Consider the following 22,159-nt stretch of genomic DNA (forward strand, 5'->3'; position numbering starts at 1 on the left):
GGATCGTCAAGGACGTTTACCGGGGCAAACACAAAAACTACTCCCTGACATGGAGCCTGGTGGCCGCACTGGTTAACCTGAGATATGGCAACATTTAGGAAAGATGTCTAATATGCCCACGCTCCAAGCATGACAGTTGGTTTGAAGGGAAGTAATTAATCAGCAAATACGGCGTTTTGCTGTTGTTGCCCTTTAAGGCAGAGAGTTTTGCAAGGATGCAGCTGTTAGACAAGGGAAGGGGGGGAAGCTTAGCTTAAAGCCCCAACCGCGCTAAAAAGGGTATTTTTAACGCGGCCAGAAAGTCCATGCGCTAATTTAAACGCGTAACAAGGCCTTAGCCATACGTTCTGAAAGTTGGGCTTCGACAAATTGCGGCTCGTTGGGTGGATACAGTTCCACTTCATCGAGTTCGTAATTATATTCTTTGCCTAAGGCGATCAATTCGCGGATTTTCTGCACAGCCAACAGTTTCTCCTTAAGCTCAGGGTCGGTTTTTGCCTGTTCAGAGAAGGCTTTAATTTGTGCGATTGACATAATAGTGGTACTCCTTTTAAGCGTGCTTCGCTTGATGTGCAAAGCGGTTGATGAAAGTCAAGATACTACCTAAACGTTATAGGGCGTGTTAATCCAATCGGTAAGGATGGCCGCATCGCGTTCGGGCAGGTAAGAAAAATCCCCGCTGATGTCTTTAAAAACGGCGACACCGCAGTGGGGTGAAACAAGCTTGCCTTTGACCATGTAAAAAAACCATGCAAAGGGATAACCGGCCTGACGGTCGAAACGGGTCAGCAAGTTCTGTAAGGCTAGGCCTTTTTTACCTTGTATGTCGTCTAATTGCGGAAGGTTTTTGGTCTGGGTGTTGATAATTTCAACGTTAATCTGCTGTTCGCCAAAACGTCCGGTATGCCGGAACGGGCGGACAATCCAGTCGTCCGATAACATCGCTTTGGCTTGGATGCTGCTACGGTCCCAATCCTCCATAAAGCGTTGCACCGGATGTTTGTCCAGATGGTATTTATTGATTTCGCTCATGAACACCGTCACATCGGTTTTGCGCCGATAGGCATATCGGGCACTGCCAATGCCAAACGTGTCGATACATTCGGGCTTTAAGGGATCGATAAAATCTTCCAAGTCTTCCGGCGGCATCACGTTACTGGCGAGCAGGCGGTCAGACATTTCTCGGATTTTATCAATATCTAACTGGATAAAATCCTCGGCACGATTGCCCGTTTGGATGACAAAATATAAAGTGTTGCCGGTTTGGCGGGTGGCGATCAGTTGTTGGCTATGGGTGTAATCAATTAAGGTTTGTAAATCTTTGCCACATTCGATAAACGTCCGCTCAGTCCATTCCACCAAGTCGTTAGCGATACGGTTGCCGTGCATATCGACAATACCGCCTAAGCGATACCATTCGCTGCCGGTACGCGCTAAGCGCACTGCATAATCTGGCACTAAGGCTTGGATTTTTGCCAGTAACGCATCGTCATTTTGGCCGGGTAAGGTGTGCTTACAGAGTTTGGCGAGTTGTTGTCCGGCTAATTGGGCAGTTTGCTCCATCGTCATAATACATCCGGTATTGTGGTTTGGGCAGGGTCGCCTAAGCGTTGCCGGACAGCGGCCCGCACATCCGGCTCGGGGTCGTCGAGCAGGGGGCTTAAGTTTTCAGGGGCAACCCGTTGCACAGCGGTGTAACGTACCACCCAATCAGGATCCCCTAAGAGCAGTACAGCATCGTCAGGACTCATACGCTCGGCAATGATACGCCTGACTTCGGGGGATTCGTCGTTAACCATCAGCCCTAAACTGACCTCAGGTAAGCGTTCGGCAACCACTTTCCGTACCTGTATGTCATAGTCACGGATGAGACGGAACAGGCGGCCTTGCGGCAAGCGTCTGGCGACGGTCAGACGGACAATATAATCGGGATCGTTCGCCAGTTGCTCCAAAGCTTCGGGGGCGATGCGGTCGGCGACGGTCATACGCACTTCGCGGTCGGAATCATTGAGCAATTGGCTCAGTTGTGAGACTGGCAAACGGTAGGCGACGGCGCGTCTGACCACTTCATCGTCATCATGGACTAATTCCGCCAAGGCTTTTTGCGGAGCATAACGGACGGCTATGGCGCGGCGCTCCCAAAATGCATCATGCAGAAAATGCTCGGCATAAGCAGGGTTGACGCGTAAAAAGCGGTCGATTTGCCGGCCACTTTCTGCCGTGATGCAGGTGTCACCAGGCATACAACGGCCCATCAGTAAGGTTTTGCTGCGGAATGCGCATAAGCTGCAATCGGCTATGGGCAGGGTGACTGGGCGCTCTTGATTGGACATGCGCGTACTTCCCGCTAGTCTGGGATAATTTCGGCAACGACAATACCGGTTGCCGTCGCATAATCTTGGGTAAGGCACAGACAATGTTCCCGGCCATCAATCAAATATAAGTTAAAGCCATCTTGGCTCAGTATCGGGGTGTTGTTAGGCAAATCATCATCCATACAATAAGTAAAATGAATGGGCCGATAGTCTTGTCTAAGCGCTGACACAGTGCTGTCCGAAAGCCCCAACTCAGCAATTTTTTGGGCTATTTCTTGGGTTTGCTCTACTGTTATCATGCTTTTCTCCTGAATTACCTTGAAATATTGCTTTTTTTCAATGATTGGCTACGCGGTTTGCGGGTTTCCAAATAAACTATTTCTGGATTCTATCTATAACCCCTAAGGGTACGCAACACATACCCTTAGGGGTTATAAATGGGGATGGGATCGTTATCTTGCCTTTAATTCACAGAGGAAGGCCGGACAGAAACGGCTTGTCCGACCAACTCTTTAACAGACCTTTAAACTAAACAGACCTTTAAACTAGCAGGCTTTTAAGCTGGCTTTTAGCCAACCAAGCCTTCAATTCAACTACCCGCCGCCTCACGTTCAAATTTAAAGCGTTCGCTGGCGGCTATGCCCATCGCTTTTGCTAACCATGGTGGCGGGGTGGCCGACATGACTTGCTGTAATTCGGCGATAACCTCGGCTAAGCTGACGACTTCGGCCAATTTCATCGGATGGATACCCAATTTGACGATTTTGGCCGCAGCAGGCCCGCCGACGGAAGTGACGTACACCACCTTGCAATCTTGTATCTGTTCGGCACGGAACACATTTTTGTCATCGACTACCAAGCCTTGCGGAATGTCGGCGGTGCGGATATCGACCAGTCTTGCTTCGTCGCGGTTGACTTGGTAGACCATAAACCAAGTGCAAGCCCCAAAATGGCCATTGACATGGATAGCATCGTCACTGGCACAGGCAATTCTGACCGAATTCGGCAAGTCGCCTTCTTGGTAGGCTACGATAGCGGGTAAGATTTTTTCCGCCGCCGTATTTTTAAGGATACTTAAGGCCTGTTGTAAAACGTCATCACCAAGATGGGAAAACTCACCCCGGCAGGCCGTTTTCAGCGTCAACAGATCAAGTGCGGCAACTTTGGCCTCGGTCAGGGGCGCGTCGACACAATGGGCCAAGACGGTTAGCAGACGTTTGGCATCGGTATCGGGCAAGGCGCGTGCCGCCAGCCCGATGCGCAGAGCCAGTTCCCGTGATAGCGCGTTCTGGCTCATGATCTTATGCCTCTAATGGCAAAATGCAGTTGTCGATAGGGCAAACTTTAACGCATTGTGGCACGTCAAAATCGCCTTCACATTCGGTACAGGTGCGTTTGTCAATCTTAAAGACAATAGCACCTTCCGTGATGGATTGGGTAGGGCAGACTGGTTCGCAGTCGCCACATGAAATACAATCCGCTTCAACAATATATAAGGCCATGATTATTCTCCTGAATCTACACGTTTTGCGCGTAAGGTAATAGGAAAGTCAGGTGGGTCTATCGGTTCAAAGTAGTATTTTGAGCCGTCACTCAGGACGACTTCACCACCCCATTTTTCTGGGGTGTCGAACTCAATGGATTCCGCCACTTCTTCCAAGTCTTTTTTAGGAACGTAGAAGACCAACTTGCCTTCCGGGTTTTTTTTCAACATGACGCTAGGCATTAGGACTCTCCGTTGGGTTTAACGTAAAGCGGTGCTTTACGCCGAAAATAGCTAGGAACGCGGCAGGGCGCACTTTATTCAAAGTGCGCCCTATCAGCTTAAGCGGTTAGCTTAAACCTTAACGGATCAAATCGTAGTTGTAATCCGTTGTGCCCATGCCTTTGGTTTCTTTATCCAGTTGTTCCAAGATGGCATTGACCAGCGTGGTGAGCATGTAGATCGCGCCTTCATAACCTAAGGTAGTCATGCGGTGCAAGTGGTGACGGTCAAAAATCGGGAAGCCAATACGGATCAATGGCACTTCGTCCGCTTCACCTTTGTAGAAGGTGTCACGTTGGATGAATTTACCGTAAGAGTTACCGATCATGAAATCCGGTTTGTTGGTGAACATCAATGAGCGGAAATGCCACAAATCACGGCCAATATGAACTTTGGTGTTTTTGCCGTAAGGCGAGTCACTACAGATTTTTTCCATCGCTTTCAACCAACGTTTGTTGGCATGGTTGCATAATACGTCAGAAGGTTCCGCACCCAATTCCAGCAGGAATTTGGTCATACCCATAACGAAATCGGCATCGCCGTACAGGGCGAACTTTTTGCCGTGCATCCAAGCGTGGGAGTCAGTTATCATATCCACTAAACGGCCACGTTCCAGTTCCAAAGACGCTGCAATGGGTTTGCCGGTCAGTCTGGACACTTCCATCAAGAACTGGTCAGTCCATTCCAAGCCCATTGGGATGTTGATGGCGGTGGCTGGTTGATGCCAAATGTTTTGGACGAACTTTTTGGTTTTTTCCAATTGCCAAGGTTGCAGCAACAGCGTGTCAATGGCGTTCGGTGCGTCTTTCACTTCCGCTTGGGTCGTGCCGCCCGCATACATGCGGAAGGTACCGTCGGCGGGGGTATCTAACACTTCGGACGGGTCACTTAACAACGTGTAATCAACGCCCATTTCTTTCATCATGCGGTGCATGACGCGGAAATTGCCCAAATAAGTTTCAAAGCCCGGCACTAAGTTGATTTTGCCGTTGGAGCCAACGGTTTTGTCAGTCATGTGGTTGAGCGTGAAATACTTGATCATGCCCTCGAACATATTGTCCCAGCCTGTGGTATGGCTACCGACGAAGCTTGGGGTATGTGCGAACGGGGTAGGATAATCCTGTTCGATATGGCCGGCTTTTTTGGCGTTGTTGATAAACGCATTCAAGTCGTCACCGATAACTTCCGCCATACAGGTGGTCGATACGGCGATGATGTCAGGTTGGTATAAGGCTTTGGCGTTTTCCAGACCGGCGAACATATTTTTTTGGCCACCGAAAACTGCTGCGTCTTCCGTCATTGAGTCGGATACGCAAGCGATCGGCTCTTTAAAATGACGGTTGAAGTAAGTACGGAAATAGGCTACGCAACCTTGCGAGCCATGCACATAAGGCATGGTTTTTTCAAAGCCCAGCGCACATAAGACCGCGCCTAAGGGTTGGCAAGCTTTAGCTGGGTTGACGGTTAAGGCTTCACGGTTGAAGTTCAGCTCTTGGTATTCCTTGGTGGTTGTCCATTGGAATACTTCATCAATTTGTTCCTGAGGATGACGCTCTTCGTAAGCGGCACGTTTGTTAGCCAGGTTTTCCTTGTACTCGTCGTTTCTGAATAAGGGATAGCTGGGTTGGATGTTATCGACTTCTTGGCTCATGGTAATCTCCTACGCGCCACTAATCTGTGGACGGCGTTTTTGATGGAAAGAATGAATCGCGCCCATCGGCTATAGGCTGGCCTCTGTGAACGCTCTGTCCGGTATCGCCGGAGTGGCTAGCAGTATTCCCATACCGCCGCAGCACTGCCTTGAGGCGGTTTACATTAAGGATCGGGTAGGATCTGGCTTAATGGCAGTACTGTTCCGGCATGGGAACAAGATACAATCTTACGCGGCGGCCTTAACGGCTTCGCTGCTGGCGGCATCCGTTTTCCAAGGTGCCTTTACTTGCTTCCAGCAAGGGTTATTCAAAGTCATGTCCATATCGCGGGCGAAAATGGCAAAACCGTCATAACCATGATAAGGGCCGGAATAATCCCAAGAGTGCATTTGCCGGAAAGGGATACCCATTTTTTGGAAGATATACTTTTCCTTGATGCCTGAGCCGATCAGGTCAGGTTGGATTCTCTTGACGAACTCTTCAAACTCATAGCCGGTCACGTCATCATAAATCAGGGTAGAGTTACCCATTTCTTTGATGGTGCGGTCATAGTCATCGTTATGGCCAAATTCATAACCGGTACCGACCACTTCCATGCCCAAATCTTCATAAGCGCCGATAACATGGCGGGGACGTAAGCCACCGATGTACAGCATGACGCGTTTGCCTTGCAGGCGGGGTTTGTATTTGTCGATGACGGCTTGGTATTCGCCTTCATAACGGGCAATCACCCTTTCGGCGCCTTCTTTGATGGTGTCATCAAAATGCGAGGCAATCCGGCGCAGCGATTCGGCAATTTTGGTAGGGCCGAAGAAGTTGTACTCAATCCAGGGGATTTTGTACTTTTCTTCCATGTGCCGGGCGATGTAGTTCATCGAACGGTAGCAATGGATCAGGTTCAGCTTAACTTTTGGGGTTTTTTCAATTTCAGCAATCGTACCGTCGCCTGACCATTGGGCAACGACCCGCAGACCCATTTCTTCCAGCAAGGTGCGTGAAGCCCAAGCATCACCGCCAATGTTGTAGTCACCAATGACCGCGACATCGTAAGGGGTGGTCGGGAAGCTGTCGTCACCGTCGCGGTTTTCCAAAACCCAATCCCGGATCGCGTCGTTAGCGATATGGTGGCCTAAGGATTGCGACACGCCACGGAAACCTTCGCAACGGACAGGCACTACCGGTTTGCCGATTTCCTTATTGGCTTTTTTGGCGACCGCTTCAATATCGTCACCAATCAAACCAATCGGACATTCGGATTGGATGCTAATGCCTTTGTTCAGCGGGAACAATTGTTCAATTTCGGTCATGATTTTCGCCAGCTTTTTGTCGCCGCCGAAAACGATGTCTTTTTCGGTAAAGTCTGATGTAAAGTTCATCGTACCGAAAGTGTTCACGCCTGTTGTACCGACATAATAGTTACGGCGGCCAGCACGCGAATACTGTCCACAACCGACTGGGCCGTGGGAAATATGGATCATATCCTTGATAGGGCCCCAAACCACACCCTTGGAACCTGCGTAAGCACAACCACGGATGGTCATTACGCCCGGTTGGGATTTACGGTTTGAAGTAATACATTTGTTGGATTTTTCGAGCGACTGATCGTTAACCGCCAAGTGTTTTGCGCGGTCTTTTTTGGCTTGTTCGGGATAGATTTCCAGAACTTCCTGAATCAACGCTTCAGTCTCTTCTCTGGTTAGAGCGGCCATGTTGTGTCTCCTACTGATGTCATGGGTAATCCCCCATAGACAGGTTTTAGGACGGAATGCTGTAGAGAGGTGAGCTGGTGGTGTAGGGACGCAAGTTGCGTCCCTACAGCTGCGTCCCTACGGTGGTTCGGTATTAAGCCACAGCTGCTTCAGCAGCGGCAGTTTTACCAATAATAGATTCGTCTTCTTGGTCGATAATGCCGAATTCCATCATCAGTTCTTCCAATTCGTCCATCGTGATGGGGGTTGGAATGATGAAGTTTCTGTTATCACGGATTTTAATGGCCAATTGGCGGTATTCATCCGCTTGTTTTGCATTTGGCTCATATTCGATAACAGTCATACGGCGGATTTCAGCGCGTTGGACAACGTTGTCGCGGGGTACGAAGTGGATCATGGTGGTGCCGATTTTGGCAGCCAAGGCAGAAATCAGCTCGTCTTCACGCGCAGTTTCACGCGAGTTACAGATCAGGCCGGCCAAACGCACACTGCCTGAGTTCGCATATTTCACGATACCTTTAGCAATGTTATTGGCGGCATACATCGCCATCATTTCGCCTGAACAAACGATGTAAATTTCTTGCGCCTTGTTCTCACGGATTGGCATGGCAAAACCACCACACACAACATCCCCAAGTACATCATAAAAAACGAAGTCAAGCTCATCATCGTAAGCACCTTCTTCTTCCAGAAAGTTAATCGCAGTGATAACACCGCGGCCTGCACAGCCGACGCCTGGCTCAGGGCCGCCTGATTCGACGCATTTGATGCCGCCGTAGCCGACTTTCAACACGTCTTCCAATTCCAAGTCTTCAACACTGCCTGCTTCGGCGGCTAAGCTCATAATGGTAGTTTGCGCTTTAGCGTGCAGGATCAGACGGGTGGAGTCCGCTTTAGGGTCGCAGCCGACAATCATTACTTTGTTGCCCAGTTCTGCTAAAGCAGACACCAGGTTTTGAGTTGTGGTAGACTTACCGATTCCACCTTTACCGTATATTGCACATTGACGTAATGCCATGATCTTCTCCCGTGTAGGATGTTGTGGTTAATGACATTATAGATATAGCAACCGCTGTGCCAATATTAAAAATAATTATAACTAATTGTTTTTAATCAATTATAATTTTATTTTTACGGTAAAAGCTCCGTTATCTTTCAAACAATTGTCTGGTGTGGCTATGTAGGCTTGCTCACAGTAGGGTTTTTTGTCGGTATTGTCATAAATGCCCCAAGGGTAATGCCGTAGTATCAACGGCCTTGCGCAGCACAAAACTCGACTGCACCCCGCTGACCCCTGGGATGCGGGTCAATTTGCCCAGCAAAAAAGCCTGATAATATTCCATATCCGGTACAATCACTTTTAATAGGTAATCCGCTGCCTGGCCGGTGATCAGATAACATTCCAGCACTTCCGGGTAATTGCGCACCTGTGCCTCGAATGCTTCAAAACGCTCCGGCGTGTGCAGATCCATACTCACTTGTATTAAAGCAATTAGCTTAAGTTGCAGCTTGGCTTGATTTAATAAGGTGACATGGCGGTCTATCAGCCCTTCATCCTCCAATTGCTTGACCCGTCGCGAACAGGGCGACGGCGACAGGCCGATTTTATCCGCCAAATCCAAGTTAGAAATCCGCGCATTTTTTTGCATTTCATCAAGAATGCGTCTGTCCATTGTGTCCAATTTCATACCGTTACCTGTTGTCGATTGCCAATTATTTGTACACAACGCAATATAATAGCGTGTAGTGTAAATTAATGGTGTATGTTTGCCAAAATGATGGTTATTTTGGTCGTAATAACAATCATTCTCCCCTGGGTCTTATCTATACTATCGCTGTGTTCAAACCTTTAACAGTGAGTGTAGATCATTATGAGCAAAGCCCAAATTTCCGCCTTTAATCACCATAAATATCGGCCTTTCCCGCCTGTGAATTTGCCGCAACGGCAATGGCCCAATCGGCAGATCCAACAAGCTCCGCGCTGGTGTAGCGTCGATTTGCGCGATGGCAACCAAGCCTTAATTAACCCGTTGTCTATTGCCCAGAAACTGGATTTTTTCCGTTTGTTGGTTGCTATCGGCTTTAAAGAAATCGAAATAGGCTTCCCATCCGCCTCACAAACGGATTTTGATTTTGCCAGATTGTTGATTGAGCAAAACTTAATTCCCGACGATGTCACCGTTTCGATATTAACCCCGGCCCGTCCGGCCTTGATTGAACGCAGTTTCGCCGCCTTACAAGGGGCTAGGCGGGCGTTAGTGCATTTGTACAATTCTACTTCCAAGCTCCAGCGCGAACGGGTTTTTAACCTGGATAAAGCCAGTATCACCGCCTTAGCGGTGACCGGCGCCGAAGCCATTCGCACCTGTGCTTTGGCGCAACCGGAAACGGTGTGGCAGTTTGAATATTCGCCGGAAAGCTTTAATGCCACCGAACTGGACTACGCCTTGGAGATTTGCCAAGCCGTTTGTAGCATCTGGCAACCTAGCGCCGAATGCCCAGTGATCATTAACTTGCCCGCGACGGTGGAAATGGCCACACCGAATGTTTATGCCGACCAGATCGAATGGTTCAGCCGCCATATCCAACCCCGCGAAGCGGTTATATTGAGTATCCATCCCCATAATGACCGGGGCTGTGCGGTAGCTGCTGCCGAATTGGCGATGTTGGCGGGGGCGCAACGGGTGGAAGGCACGTTGTTGGGTAATGGCGAGCGCACCGGAAACTTGGATATTGCCGTGATGGCGATGAACCTCTACAGCCAAGGTATCGACCCGGAATTGGACTTTTCCGATATGACCAACATAGCCCGGCAAGTCAGCCAGTTTAACCAAATCTCCGTGCATCCGCGCCATCCATATATCGGTGATTTGGTGTTCACGGCGTTTTCTGGTAGCCATCAGGATGCGATTAAAAAATGTTTAGCGGCCTCCCAACCCGAAGAAGCTTGGCAAGTCGCGTATTTACCGATAGATCCCAACGATGTCGGGCGCAATTATCAGGAGGTGATCCGGGTCAATAGCCAATCGGGTAAGGCGGGTTCTGCCTATTTGATCGAACAGGCCTTAGGCCTGCACTTGCCGCGCTGGTTACAAGTGGACTTTAGCCAGATAGTCCAGCAAGAATCGGAGCGGCAAGGTTGTGAAATCAGTGCCCAAGCACTGGTGGCCTTATTCCGTCGCCGTTATTTGGAGCCTGCCGCTTATCGCTTGGTGAGCTTTGAAGTGGCGTCGCCCTATCAAGTATCGGCGCAACTGCATTCGGCAGCGGGTGAGGTGCATCTCACTGGCCAAGGTAACGGCGTGTTGGCGGCGTTTACTAATGCCTTAAGCCACCATTTGGGTAAGGCCATAGAGATTAGCGATTACCACGAACACGCCTTGGCGCAAGGCAGCGACGCACAAGCGGCCTGTTATATCCGCCTGCACTGCGCTGGCGTTACCCAAATCGGCATGGCCTGTCATAACGACATCGTCAGTGCCTCGTTAGCCGCCGTTTTAAACAGTTTTAACTAAGGAGATAATATGACCCAACCCCAATGGAACGCCGACGACTATATCACCCATGCGGCTTTCGTCGCCGAAGCGGCTGGCGGTGTAGTCGGGTTACTGAATCCGCAAGCGCAAGACAAAATACTGGATATCGGCTGCGGTGACGGTGCATTGACCGCACAACTGCAACAGTATGGCTGCACGGTCGTCGGTATTGATGCCAGCCCTAATATGATCGCGCGTGCCCGACAACGTGGCTTGACCGCGTTCGTCCAAGACGCTTGTGCCTTAAGCTACCAACAAGAATTTACCGCCGTGTTCAGTAATGCCGTCTTACATTGGATACATGAACCGGATAAAGTTTTGCAAGGCATATACCGCGCCTTAATGCCCGGCGGACGATTTGCCGCCGAATTCGGCGGTGCGGGTGACATTGCCGCTTTAGTCTGGGCAATGGAAGATGTTTTTAAACGCCACCCAGACTGGGGTGGCTTTATTAACCCGTGGTACTTCCCGCATCCTGATGAGTATCGGCACAAACTGGAACAGGCGGGCTTTCAGGTTAAAACTATCCAGCTAATCCCAAGACCCACGCCTTTAAACAGCGGCATCCGCAAATGGCTGGAAATTTTCGCCGACGGCATTACCCGTCAATTAAACGCCGCGCAAAAAGCCGTGTTTTTGGACGAAATGACCGCTTGCTTACGCCCGCACTTGTATAGCCAAGACCAAGGTTGGGTCGCCGATTATGTGCGCTTGCGGGTGTTGGCGGTTAAGCCTTAGGAAATGGGCATAACATGGATAAAGATTGATTGTAACGGATTATGGGAGAGAGAAAGCAAAAAACTTAAAATAAAATCAATAAGAAATTCTCCCATAATCTGCGACAATCTGTATTTATGTTATGCATTTTTTTCGGGTTTCCCTGTAATAGTCTCCCTTCAACGCTTAATACTATTCTTTCATCAAACGATAATTCGAGTTTTATGCAACTGTCTTTGCTTCAACAACTGTGGAATGTTGCTTGGCATGAAATTAGCCATAAACCTGCGCCACAACAAGGGTTTAGCCATTTAATAGTGCTGTATCCCGAAAAACATCGGAAATATCACACTATCCAGCACCTATACGAATGCTTGCTTCAAGCGGAACAGGCAAAGCATTTGGCGGCTCACTACGGTGAAATCATAATAGCCTTATGGTTTCATGACGCAATTTACGACACGCATAAATTGGACAATGAGGAGCAAAGCGCAAATCTCGCCAAGCATTACCTTGAAGCTCAGTTAGTACCTCAAGAAAACATCCAGCGAATTTATGATCTGATCCTGACAACAAAACATAGCTGCACGACTAAAACCACCGATGAAGCGCTACTTGTCGATATTGACCTGAGCATTTTAGGTGCTGCCCCGTCAAGGTTTTATGAATACGAAAAGCAAATTCGGGAGGAATACTGCTTTGTGCCTGAAAAAATATTTAACGGGAAACGGGTAGAAATCCTACAACGCTTTTTAGACCAACAGAGAATTTACCGGACAGACCACTTTTTTTGCTCACATGAAAAACAAGCAAGAATTAACATTAGCCATGCCATTGAACGCATCAACGGTGGCAAAGAAGCTAACTGACTGTTGCGCTTACCGACCACATCCTATAGATAAATTCAGCCATTGCGCTTAAATGTCCGTTGCCCCCAAACACTCAGCCTATCCATATACAGATACACGACGGGAGTGGTGTATAGGGTCAGCAACTGGCTGACCAATAAGCCGCCGACGATGGAAATGCCTAAGGGCTGGCGTAACTCAGCACCGTAACCTGAGCCAAAAGCCAACGGCAATGCGCCGAGCATGGCGGCTAGGGTGGTCATCATGATGGGGCGGAAGCGTTGCAAACAGGCGCTGAAAATGGCTTCTTCCGCACTGATGCCTTGTTCCCTTTCGGCGTGTAGGGCGAAATCGATCATCATAATGGCATTCTTTTTAACGATGCCGATTAACAAAATCACCCCAATCAGGGCGATGATGCTGAATTCGGTGTCACAGGCCATTAATGCCAAGAGTGCCCCGACACCTGCCGAGGGCAGGGTGGAGAGTATGGTCAAAGGATGCACATAGCTTTCGTACAGCACGCCCAAGACAATATAAATGCTCAGCAATGCCGCCAAAATCAACCAAGGCTGGTTGCGTAGGGATTCTTGAAAGGCTTTGGCGGAACCTTGAAAACCGCCATGCACCGAGGCAGGTACGCCGATGTCCTGCATCGTCCGGTCAATAATCCGGGTGGCATCCGACAATGATATACCCGGTTTAAGGTTAAAAGAAATGGTCGAAGCGGCAAATTGGCTTTGGTGGTTGACGGTCAAAGGCGCGTTGCTGGGCTTAAATTCGGCGATGGCCGATAACGGCACTTGGCTGACCGTGGTTTTTTGCCGGGTGGTTGTAGAGCCGACATAGAGCTGTTTTAAGGTCTGCGGGTCACGCCAATAGTCGGGCGCGAGTTCCATCACGACATGGTATTGGTTGAGCGGCTGGTAGATGACCGACACTTGGCGCTGGCCGAAGGCGTTGTTTAAGGTAGCATCGACAGCGGCTTGGCTTATGCCGTAACGCGAAGCCTTGTCACGGTCAACCACTAAAGACAGTTGCTGACCCCGGTCTTGCTGGTCGGTATTAACATCAGCCAGTTCCTGAGAGGCCGCCAGCGCAGTGACCAGTTTGGGTGTCCATTCCCGCAGTTCGCTTAAATGTTCCGATTGCAAGGTGTATTCATACAGGGCCGACGACATGCGGCCACCGATGCGCAGGTCTTGGACGGGTTGCAAAAATAAGCGGGCACCCGGTTCCACCGACAGTTCTTTGCGCAGGCGTTTGCTGATGTCGCCAATTGGCTCGCGTTGGCCGGGTGGTTTTAGCACAGTGAACATGCGCCCGGAATTGGTGTTTTGTGCGCCGCCCGCAAAGCCGACGACATTGACGACAGCGGGGTCTTTTGCCAATATCTCGGCAAAATCATGTAGCTTGGTTTTCATGGCCTGGAAAGAAATGCCCTGATCCGCTTGGATGCTGCCGCTGAGCCTGCCGCTATCCTGTATCGGAAAAAAGCCTTTCGGCACAATGCTGTATAAATACACATTTAAAGCAATACAGGTGAACAGCATCACGACCATCAACGGGGCATGGCGTAAAGCCCAGCGCAGGCTACGCTGATAGCCATTGTGTACGTTCTGGAAAAAATGTTCCAACAAACGCGCTAAACGCCCAGGTTGCTGTTGGGGATCGGCCGCTTTTAACCAGCGGGCGCACAGCATGGGGGTGACGGTTAACGACACCAGCAACGATACCATGACCGAGGCGGATAAGGTCACGGCAAATTCCCGAAACAGCCGCCCGACGATACCGCCCATTAACAGGATGGGTAGGAAAACGGCAATTAAGGACAGGCTCATCGCCAAGACCGTAAAGCTGACCCCTTGGGCACCGATAAGAGCGGCTTTAAAAGGTGACAGGCCTTTTTCGATGTGGCGGCTACTATTTTCCAACACTACAATCGCGTCATCGACCACAAACCCGGTCGCGACCGTCAGCGCCATCAGGGATAGGTTATCCAGGCTATAGTCGCACAAATACATGATGGTACAAGAGCCTATCAGGGAGACAGGCACGGCAATGATGGGGATTAAAGCCGAGCGCAGGTTGCGTAGGAACAGCAGCACTACCAAAATCACCAAGACAATAGCAATGACTAGGCTGCGCTCGACTTCATGTACCGAAGCGCTGATGGTGACGGAACGGTCGATAACTATCGACAAATTCATGGCGGCAGGAATCATGGCTTGTAGTTGCGGCATCATAGCCTTGACGCTGCCTACCGTTTCGATGACATTGGCGCCGGGTTGTTTGCTAAGGATTAACAGTACCGCCGGCTGGCCGTCTTTTAGGCCTTCATTGCGCAAATCCTCCACCGAGTCCACCACCGTGCCCAAATCGGCTATCCGTATCGGCGTATTGTTACGGTAAGAGACGATCATCGGCAAATAGTCTTTTGCTTGTGCCGCCTGATCGTTGGCGTGGATTTGCCAGTGGCGGCCGCCGCTTTCCAATATACCTTTCGGGCGGTTGACATTGCCGCTGGTGATGGCGGTGCGGACATCGTCAAGGCCGACACCGTATTTGGCAAGGGCACCCGGATTCAGTTCAACGCGCACAGCGGGTAAGGAACCGCCGCCTACCGACACTTGACCTATACCCGGCAGTTGGGAGATTTTTTGCGCGAGTATGGTACTTGCCGCATCGTACATTTGCCCACGGCTTAAGGTGGTCGAGGTCAAGGCCATAATCAAGATAGGCGAATCGGCAGGATTGACCTTGCGGTAATTGGGGCGGTTGGGCAGATTGGTGGGCAATAGGCTGCTGGCGGCGTTGATGGCGGCTTGCACATCACGCGCCGCGCCATTAATATCGCGGCTTAAATCAAATTGCAAAGTGATGGAAGTGACCCCTAGCGAACTGGCCGAGGTCATTTCGGTGATCCCGGCAATCCGCCCTAAGGCACGCTCTAGCGGTGTCGCTATCGTGGCGGCCATCGTTTGTGGGCTGGCACCCGGTAGGGAAGCCCCCACAGTAATGGTCGGAAAATCCACTTGCGGCAGCGGCGCGATGGGTAATTGCAAAAATGCGACAAAGCCTGCCAAAGCAATAGCGATGGTCAGCAGCGTGGTGGCGACAGGGCGGCGGATGAAGAGCGCGGACGGGTTCACGGTTAGGCTTCGCTGTTGTCAATCATGCCGCTATGCGGCGAGCCGCCGCGTAGCCGACGAGCCAGGCCATCCATAGCGAGGTAAATCACGGGAGTCGTGTACAAAGTCAGTAACTGGCTGAATAACAAGCCTCCCACCATGGTTATCCCTAAAGGATGGCGCAGCTCCGAACCAACACCCGTACCCAGCATCAACGGTAACGCACCCAGTAAAGCGGCCATGGTGGTCATTAAAATAGGCCGTAAGCGCAACAAACAGGCCTGATAAATGGCTTCTTCGGGCGGCAGACCTTGTTTGCGTTCGGCTTCCAAGGCAAAGTCTATCATCATGATGGCGTTCTTTTTGACGATGCCGATCAAGAGGATAATGCCGATGACCGCAATGATGCCCAAATCGTTGCCGCTGCCCAGCAAGGCCAATAAAGCCCCTACCCCGGCGGACGGTAGCGTCGACAGGATGGTCAAGGGATGGATATAGCTTTCATATAATACCCCCAGCACAATATAAACCGTGATGATGGCCGCGACAATGAGCCATAAGGTATTACCTAGCGAGGCATTAAATGCCAACGCCGCGCCTTGGTAGTCGGTTTGGATGCTCAGCGGCATAGCCAAATCTTTTTTAATGTCCTCAATGGCCGCAATCGCATCCCCTAAGGCCGCGCCCGGCATCAGGTTGAAGGAAATGGTGGTGGACGGGAACTGATCGAGGTGATTAATGGCCAAGGGGGTCAGCCGTTCCGATACCTGGGAGAATTCCGACAGTAAAATCTGGTTGCCGTTGGTGGAAGGTATCCGCAATCTGGCCAAGTCTTCCAGGCCATGCTGGGTGGCCGGGTCGGCTTCCAGCACCACCCTATATTGGTTAGATTGGGTGAAGATAGTGGATATTAGCCGTTGCCCATAAGCATTATATAAAGCGTTGTCAATGGCGGCGGTGCTGACCCCTAAGCGGCTGGCGGTGCTGCGGTCGATAGTGATGTAGGCTTGTAGCCCTTGGTTTTGCACATCACTGGCGACATCGGCCATTTGTGGGACGTTGCGCATCCGCGTGACTAAGCGTTGGCTCCAAAGCTCCAGGTCTTTTAAGTTGACCGCCTGCACGGTGAATTGGAATTGGGTGCGGCTAATATGGTTTTCCAGCGTCAAATCCTGCACAGGTTGCAGATACAGCGTAATCCCCGCAACCGTTGCCAGATTATCGCGTAAGCGCTGGATAATGCCCTCGGCGGTCGCCGTACGCTGGTTTTGGGGTTTTAAATTGATTAAAAACCGCCCGCTGTTCAGGGTGGGGTTGCTGCCGTCCACGCCGATAAACGATGACAGGCTCTCTACGTCCGGGTCGTTTAAAATTCCTTTGGCCAAAGCCGTTTGCCGTTCTGCCATGGCGGCGAAGGAAATGCTCGGCGGCGCTTCGGAAATGCCTTGAATCAGCCCCGTATCTTGGATAGGGAAAAAGCCTTTAGGGATGGAAATATAGAGTATGACAGTCATGACCATAGTGGCCAATGCCGCCAGCAAAACCAAGCTCTGGCGGCGGAACACCCAATGCAGGCTACGTCCGTAAGTGGCGGTGACACGGCTAAAAATAGCGTCGGGGCGGGCAGTTTCTTGCTGTTTTGCGCCTAGTGGGCGCAACATTTTTGCGCACATCATGGGGGTCAGGGTCAGCGACACGACAGCAGAAATTAGAATGGCCACGGCCAAGGTAATCGCAAACTCACGGAACAGCCGTCCGACCACATCCCCCATGAACAGCAAAGGAATTAAGACCGCCACCAACGAAAAGGTTAAGGAAATGATGGTAAAGCCGATTTGCTCAGAACCTTTCAGCGCGGCTTGGAGCGGCGGGTCACCCCGTTCGATGTAGCGGGAAATGTTTTCGATCACCACGATGGCATCATCAACAACGAAACCGCTGGCGATGGTCAGTGCCATCAGGGTCAAGTTGTTAATGCTGAACCCAGCCAGATACATCACGGCGAACGTGCCGATCAGCGATAACGGCACGGCAATGCCGGGTATCAGCGTTGCGGGCACATTCCGCAAAAATACGAAAATCACCATAATGACTAAAGCCACCGCCAACATCAGCTCGAACAGCACATCATGGACGGAGGCGCGGATGGTCACCGTCCGGTCAGTTAAGGGCAACACGTCAACTGCCGCAGGCAGGGTTGAGGTCAAATGCGGCAGCTGTTGTTTAATACGGTCAACCACGTCGATGACGTTGGCGCCGGGCTGGCGTTGGATATTAACGATCACCGCCGCCGTGTTGTTGGCCCAAGCCGCCAGCTTGACATTTTCGGCGGAATCCACCGCGACGGCGACGGCGGATAGCCGCACCGGCGCATTGTTGCGGTAAGCGACGATAAGGTCACGGTATTCGACGGCGGAACGGAGTTGGTCGTTATTGTCGATAATGGCCGACCGCAACGGGCCATCAAGCATACCTTTAGGCTGGTTGATGTTGGCGCTGGCAATGGCGGTGCGTAAGTCATCCAGGCTCATCCCGTAAGCGGCCAAAGCCTTATCATTGGCTTGGATACGCACCGCCGGGCGTTGTCCGCCACTGATGCTTACCATGCCGACCCCCGGTATCTGGGCAATTTTTTGCGCCAGACGGGTGTCGACCATATCCTCAACCTTGGCTAAGGGCAAGCTGGATGAACTGACCGCTAAGGTCAAAATAGGCGTGTCCGCCGGATTGACCTTATTGTAAATCGGCGGCATAGGCAAATCGGTGGGCAAAAAGCTGTTGGCGGCGTTAATGGCGGCCTGTACCGTTTGCTCGGCAATATCCAAGTCCAATTTCAGATTGAATTGCAGGGTAATCATGGACGCGCCGCCCGAACTGCTGGAGGACATTTGTTTTAGCCCTGGCATTTGCCCAAATTGGCGTTCCAGCGGCGCGGTGATGACCGACGTGATCACTTCTGGACTGGCGCCCGGATAAAGGGTGGTGACTTGGATAGTCGGGTAGTCAACCTGCGGCAGTGCCGAAATGGGCAGCAATCGGTACGCCAAAATGCCGACCAGCAACAAAGCCAGCATCAGCAATGAGGTGGCGACAGGCCTGAGGATGAAAAGACGCGAGGGGTTAAAACCCGCTGCTGGCGTTTGGGGATAGCTCATGGGCGGGCAGGGTGTCGGCCAGTGGGATGCAGGTGTGTAGATGGCTGTGGTTCGGGTACTAAGGTTTGGTTATCGCGCTTGACCACGTTAACGGCACTGCCAGCGCGGAGTTTGTCGGTACCGTCAACCACCAGTTGCTCATTGACGGCCACGCCGTCAAGAATGGCGACGGTTTCGTTTTCGGACGGGCCGGTTTTGACGGCCCTGACCTCAACACTGCCATCGTCTTTAGCCACATAAACAAAAGCGCCGTCAGCACCGCGCTGGACAGCGACGCTGGGAACCAGCACTGCCGCTTGTAAGGTATCCAGGCGCATCTTGATATTGACAAACTGATTGGCGAACAGCTTGCCGTCCATATTATCAAATTGGGCTTTGAGTTTGAGCGTGCCGGTGCTGGTGTCTATTTGGTTATCCACGGCCAACACTTTACCGCTGGCCAGCTTGGTATGCCCGGCCCGGTCAAATGCTTCGACACCGAGGCCGTCACCCACTTGCCAGCGCTTCATGACTGACGGCACCGCATCTTCAGGTAGCGTGAACACTACCGAAATAGGTTGGGTCTGGGTGATGACCAACATCCCCGTCGTGTCGCTGGCATGGACGATATTGCCTTGGTCAACCAGGCGCAAACCGATACGTCCGTTTATCGGTGCCGTAATCCGCGCATAGGTGAGTTGCAATTTGGCGTTGTCAACTTGCGCCTGATCCATTTCTACAGTGCCTTGGTATTGGGTGACCAGGGCCGCTTGGGTAGCGGTCTGTTGACCGGAAATAGAGTCTTGTGCCTGCAAGGTCTGGTAACGGCTTAAATCGAGTTGAGCATTTTTCAGTAAAGCCTGATCGCGTATGAGCTGGCCTTCCGCTTGTTTCAATTGTACTTGAAAGGGTCTGGGGTCAATTTCCGCCAGCAAATCACCTTGCCGGACTAATTGCCCTTCGGTAAAGGCCACGCGGATCAATTCGCCGTCAACCCGCGAGTGGACGGTCACAGTGCGTAGGGCGGTCGCTGTACCCAAGCCATTTAGATAAATGGGCATATCCCCTTGACGGGCCGTAGCGACACTGATACTAATCGGGGCATTTTCCGACCAGTCACCTTTGGCCTCGCCATTATCCCCGCCTTTAGCAAAATTTCCCTTAGCGTGTTTTTGGTCGGTAGGATTATCATTAGCGGCTGGCCGGAAAAAATACACGGCGGCAGCTACAACCATCATAATAATGGCCAGCCAAAGCAGGATGAGCCGCCAAGGTGTGGTTTTGGGGGGGTTGGGTTGAGCGGGTGTATCTTTATTCATGGATAAGCGGATATAAGTTAGCCGGATCAGGTAATCGGTTATAGGATAGGGTCATTTGCCTTGATCTATCAGCGGGATGCTCAAATAATCTGTCCATTTAATGTCCTTGCCCATATCTTTAGAGGATGGCACCTTGCTGTTATCCCAGCCACCGCCTAGGGCAGGCACCAATTGTACGGCAGCGGTCAGACGCGCACCCTGTAGCTGCACTGCCGTTATCCTATTTGACAAAGCCACCGTCTGTGCCGTCATGACATTCAGATAATTGACGGTTCCGGCCTTATATTGGTTGAGGGTCAGCTCCAACGCTTGATTAGCGGCGGCCACAGCTTTGTTTTGCACCTGCGACTCTTCTTCCAAAATCCGTACAGCGGCCAAATTATCTTCGACTTGCTGGAAAGCGGTTAACACCGTTTGCCGATAGGCGGCGGCATTGGCATCATACTGGTCGATGGCTTGTTTATACTGGGCATTTTTAGCGCCGCCGTCAAAAATGCTCAACGCTACGGCGGCAGGGCCTAAAGCCCAATAACGGCGAGCCGAGTCTAATAGGGTATTTAACAAAGTAGATTGATAACCCGTGGTGGCCCCCAAATTCAAGGTCGGGAAATAAGCCGCTTTAGCCACGCCTATCTGGGCGTTGCTGGCGGCCATTTTACGTTCGGCAGTGGCAATGTCTGGTCGCCGTTCCAGCAATTCTGAAGGCAGTTGCAGTGGTACTGATGGCGGTGACACCGCAAGCGGTTTGGCTGGCATGGCCACTTCTGCGGGGGCTTTGCCTATCAGGACGGCAATGGCGTGTTCGTATTGCGCACGTTGTACGCCGAGGTTAATGGCTTGCGCCCTGACCGACTCGGTTTGTGCTTCGGCTTGCACCACATCGCTTTTGGCGGCAACCCCCACAGCATAGCGGTTTTTGGTGATGGTTAAAATTTTGTTATAGGCATCAGCGGTGCCATCCAGTAAGGCCTTTTGTCCGTCCAGCATTTTCAACTGATAGTAATCCACCGCCAATGTCGCTTGCAGGGATAGCCGCAGAGCCTGCATCGTCGCGGCACTGGCTTGGGCAGTATCGGTATTGGCCTCGACTTGGCGGCGGACACTGCCCCACAAATCCGGTTGCCAAGACATGGACAAAGCCAAGCCAAATAAGTTGCGCACACCAGGTACAGCCACACTTTGGCCGCTGGCGGCCAAGAAGCGGTTAAACGTGCCGCTGGCCGAAGCCACCGGAAATAACGCCGACTGCGCCGTCAGCACCAAGTGTTCGGCTTGGCGGTATTGGGCTTCTGCTTGGGCTAAGGAAAAATTGCCTGTGGCGACCTGTTCTTCCAGACTATTCAACCTAGGGTCGTTAAACATTTCCCACCACTTACCCTTCAAAACATGGTCTTTAGGTTGGGCCTGCTTCCAACCTTTAAGTTCTTTAAATTCGGCGGGTACGGTCAGTTTTGGGCGAACATAATCCGGCCCCATCATGCAGCCGCTAAGCTGAATCGTAAGCAAGGTATAAATCAAAAGGGGGGTAATCCGACAACGCATGTAAATCTCAGCAAAACGTCAGCGGATTTATGCGCCGGACGGTGCAATTAAAAAACGGCCATTAAAAGCCCGATGGAAACAATCCAGATAAGGAGAGGATATGGACGGCCATAGTTCCAGATTTTTTATCTGTCTGGAATTCAGTTAAGATGGCATGGGTATCCGGTAATGTCACGAATGTTTGGAAAAATTATTTTTTAGCCAACGCTTCTGTGCAAGCGTTTAGTTATATGTTCTGTTTTGTTGACAAAATAGAACATAATAGCCGTTTTATACATCGGATATGCTATATATGCAAGCATCAACACTTCTCAGTTTTGTGTATCTCGAAACAAAGTGTTTTATTTAGTGTTCAGAAAGGTCTCTAGTATCCAAAGTTCGAAATATATCCGATAATATTGAGCCTTTATTGATTTGTCGATAAGAAGACATGGCACGCCCCTTACCCCCATTCGCGCTAACCCCCAAACAACAGGAACTATTGGAGGCGC

At 51.0% G+C, this 22,159-nt stretch carries 18 protein-coding genes; 3 read left to right on the top strand and 15 right to left on the bottom strand.

Going from position 1 to position 22,159, the window contains the following annotated elements; translation table 11 throughout:
* Window positions 1-315: 315 nt before the first annotated feature.
* From AADEFJLK_RS22420 to AADEFJLK_RS22470, 11 genes are all read right to left on the bottom strand, one after another.
* Window positions 316-534: a Nif11-like leader peptide family natural product precursor gene (locus AADEFJLK_RS22420; RefSeq protein WP_088617654.1), complete on the bottom strand. Its 219-nt coding sequence runs from the start codon at window positions 532-534 to the stop codon at window positions 316-318.
* 69 nt (window positions 535-603) lie between these two features.
* Window positions 604-1,569 carry a hypothetical protein gene (locus tag AADEFJLK_RS22425; protein ID WP_088617653.1) on the bottom strand — a complete coding sequence of 322 codons (966 nt, stop codon included), beginning with the start codon at window positions 1,567-1,569 and terminating at the stop codon, window positions 604-606.
* Window positions 1,566-2,333: a 4Fe4S-binding leucine-rich repeat protein gene (locus AADEFJLK_RS22430; RefSeq protein WP_103975865.1), complete on the bottom strand. Its 768-nt coding sequence runs from the start codon at window positions 2,331-2,333 to the stop codon at window positions 1,566-1,568. The genes AADEFJLK_RS22425 and AADEFJLK_RS22430 overlap by 4 nt, the downstream gene beginning before the upstream one ends.
* Window positions 2,334-2,347: 14 nt before the next feature.
* Window positions 2,348-2,614: a DUF6129 family protein gene (locus AADEFJLK_RS22435; RefSeq protein WP_103975866.1), complete on the bottom strand. Its 267-nt coding sequence runs from the start codon at window positions 2,612-2,614 to the stop codon at window positions 2,348-2,350.
* 290 nt (window positions 2,615-2,904) lie between these two features.
* The gene (locus AADEFJLK_RS22440) at window positions 2,905-3,612 is read right to left on the bottom strand and encodes a NifB/NifX family molybdenum-iron cluster-binding protein (RefSeq protein WP_103975867.1); all 708 of its coding nucleotides are present in this window, start codon (window positions 3,610-3,612) and stop codon (window positions 2,905-2,907) included.
* 4 nt (window positions 3,613-3,616) lie between these two features.
* A complete protein-coding gene (locus AADEFJLK_RS22445) occupies window positions 3,617-3,817 on the bottom strand; it encodes a 4Fe-4S binding protein (protein WP_088617649.1) in 201 nt (66 codons plus the stop codon).
* A 2-nt stretch (window positions 3,818-3,819) separates the two neighbouring features.
* Window positions 3,820-4,041, bottom strand: coding sequence for a putative nitrogen fixation protein NifT (gene nifT, locus AADEFJLK_RS22450; RefSeq protein ID WP_088617648.1), 222 nt, complete (start codon window positions 4,039-4,041; stop codon window positions 3,820-3,822).
* A gap of 118 nt (window positions 4,042-4,159) precedes the next feature.
* Window positions 4,160-5,731, bottom strand: coding sequence for a nitrogenase molybdenum-iron protein subunit beta (gene nifK, locus AADEFJLK_RS22455; protein WP_103975868.1), 1,572 nt, complete (start codon window positions 5,729-5,731; stop codon window positions 4,160-4,162).
* 228 nt (window positions 5,732-5,959) lie between these two features.
* A complete protein-coding gene (nifD, locus tag AADEFJLK_RS22460; RefSeq protein ID WP_088617646.1) occupies window positions 5,960-7,441 on the bottom strand; it encodes a nitrogenase molybdenum-iron protein alpha chain in 1,482 nt (493 codons plus the stop codon).
* Between the two features lie 133 nt (window positions 7,442-7,574).
* Window positions 7,575-8,459: a nitrogenase iron protein gene (gene nifH, locus AADEFJLK_RS22465; protein ID WP_088617645.1), complete on the bottom strand. Its 885-nt coding sequence runs from the start codon at window positions 8,457-8,459 to the stop codon at window positions 7,575-7,577.
* A gap of 199 nt (window positions 8,460-8,658) precedes the next feature.
* Entirely contained in the window at window positions 8,659-9,129 is a 471-nt protein-coding gene (locus tag AADEFJLK_RS22470; protein ID WP_103975869.1) for an Lrp/AsnC family transcriptional regulator, read from the bottom strand.
* A gap of 183 nt (window positions 9,130-9,312) precedes the next feature.
* Between AADEFJLK_RS22470 and leuA the strand changes: the two genes are divergently transcribed.
* From leuA to AADEFJLK_RS22485, 3 genes are all read left to right on the top strand, one after another.
* Window positions 9,313-10,956: a 2-isopropylmalate synthase gene (gene leuA / locus AADEFJLK_RS22475; RefSeq protein ID WP_103975870.1), complete on the top strand. Its 1,644-nt coding sequence runs from the start codon at window positions 9,313-9,315 to the stop codon at window positions 10,954-10,956.
* Between the two features lie 9 nt (window positions 10,957-10,965).
* Window positions 10,966-11,715 carry a class I SAM-dependent methyltransferase gene (locus AADEFJLK_RS22480; RefSeq protein ID WP_103975871.1) on the top strand — a complete coding sequence of 250 codons (750 nt, stop codon included), beginning with the start codon at window positions 10,966-10,968 and terminating at the stop codon, window positions 11,713-11,715.
* Window positions 11,716-11,918: 203 nt separating this feature from the next.
* Window positions 11,919-12,563, top strand: a complete 645-nt coding sequence (locus AADEFJLK_RS22485; RefSeq protein WP_103975872.1) for an HD domain-containing protein — start codon at window positions 11,919-11,921, stop codon at window positions 12,561-12,563.
* Between the two features lie 35 nt (window positions 12,564-12,598).
* Here the strand turns inward: AADEFJLK_RS22485 and AADEFJLK_RS22490 are convergent, their stop codons facing one another.
* Genes AADEFJLK_RS22490 through AADEFJLK_RS22505 form a run of 4 tightly spaced genes read right to left on the bottom strand, consistent with a single transcriptional unit; the run spans window position 12,599 to window position 21,668 of the window.
* Window positions 12,599-15,694, bottom strand: a complete 3,096-nt coding sequence (locus AADEFJLK_RS22490; RefSeq protein WP_103975873.1) for a multidrug efflux RND transporter permease subunit — start codon at window positions 15,692-15,694, stop codon at window positions 12,599-12,601.
* A gap of 2 nt (window positions 15,695-15,696) precedes the next feature.
* Entirely contained in the window at window positions 15,697-18,828 is a 3,132-nt protein-coding gene (locus AADEFJLK_RS22495; RefSeq protein WP_103975874.1) for an MdtB/MuxB family multidrug efflux RND transporter permease subunit, read from the bottom strand.
* Window positions 18,825-20,126, bottom strand: a complete 1,302-nt coding sequence (locus AADEFJLK_RS22500) for an MdtA/MuxA family multidrug efflux RND transporter periplasmic adaptor subunit (RefSeq protein ID WP_146054711.1) — start codon at window positions 20,124-20,126, stop codon at window positions 18,825-18,827. Before AADEFJLK_RS22500 ends, AADEFJLK_RS22495 begins: the two co-directional genes overlap by 4 nt.
* A gap of 51 nt (window positions 20,127-20,177) precedes the next feature.
* Window positions 20,178-21,668: an efflux transporter outer membrane subunit gene (locus tag AADEFJLK_RS22505; protein ID WP_103975875.1), complete on the bottom strand. Its 1,491-nt coding sequence runs from the start codon at window positions 21,666-21,668 to the stop codon at window positions 20,178-20,180.
* Window positions 21,669-22,159 lie beyond the last annotated feature (491 nt).

Origin of the sequence: Methylovulum psychrotolerans (assembly GCF_002923755.1) — a bacterium.
Taxonomy (GTDB): domain Bacteria; phylum Pseudomonadota; class Gammaproteobacteria; order Methylococcales; family Methylomonadaceae; genus Methylovulum; species Methylovulum psychrotolerans.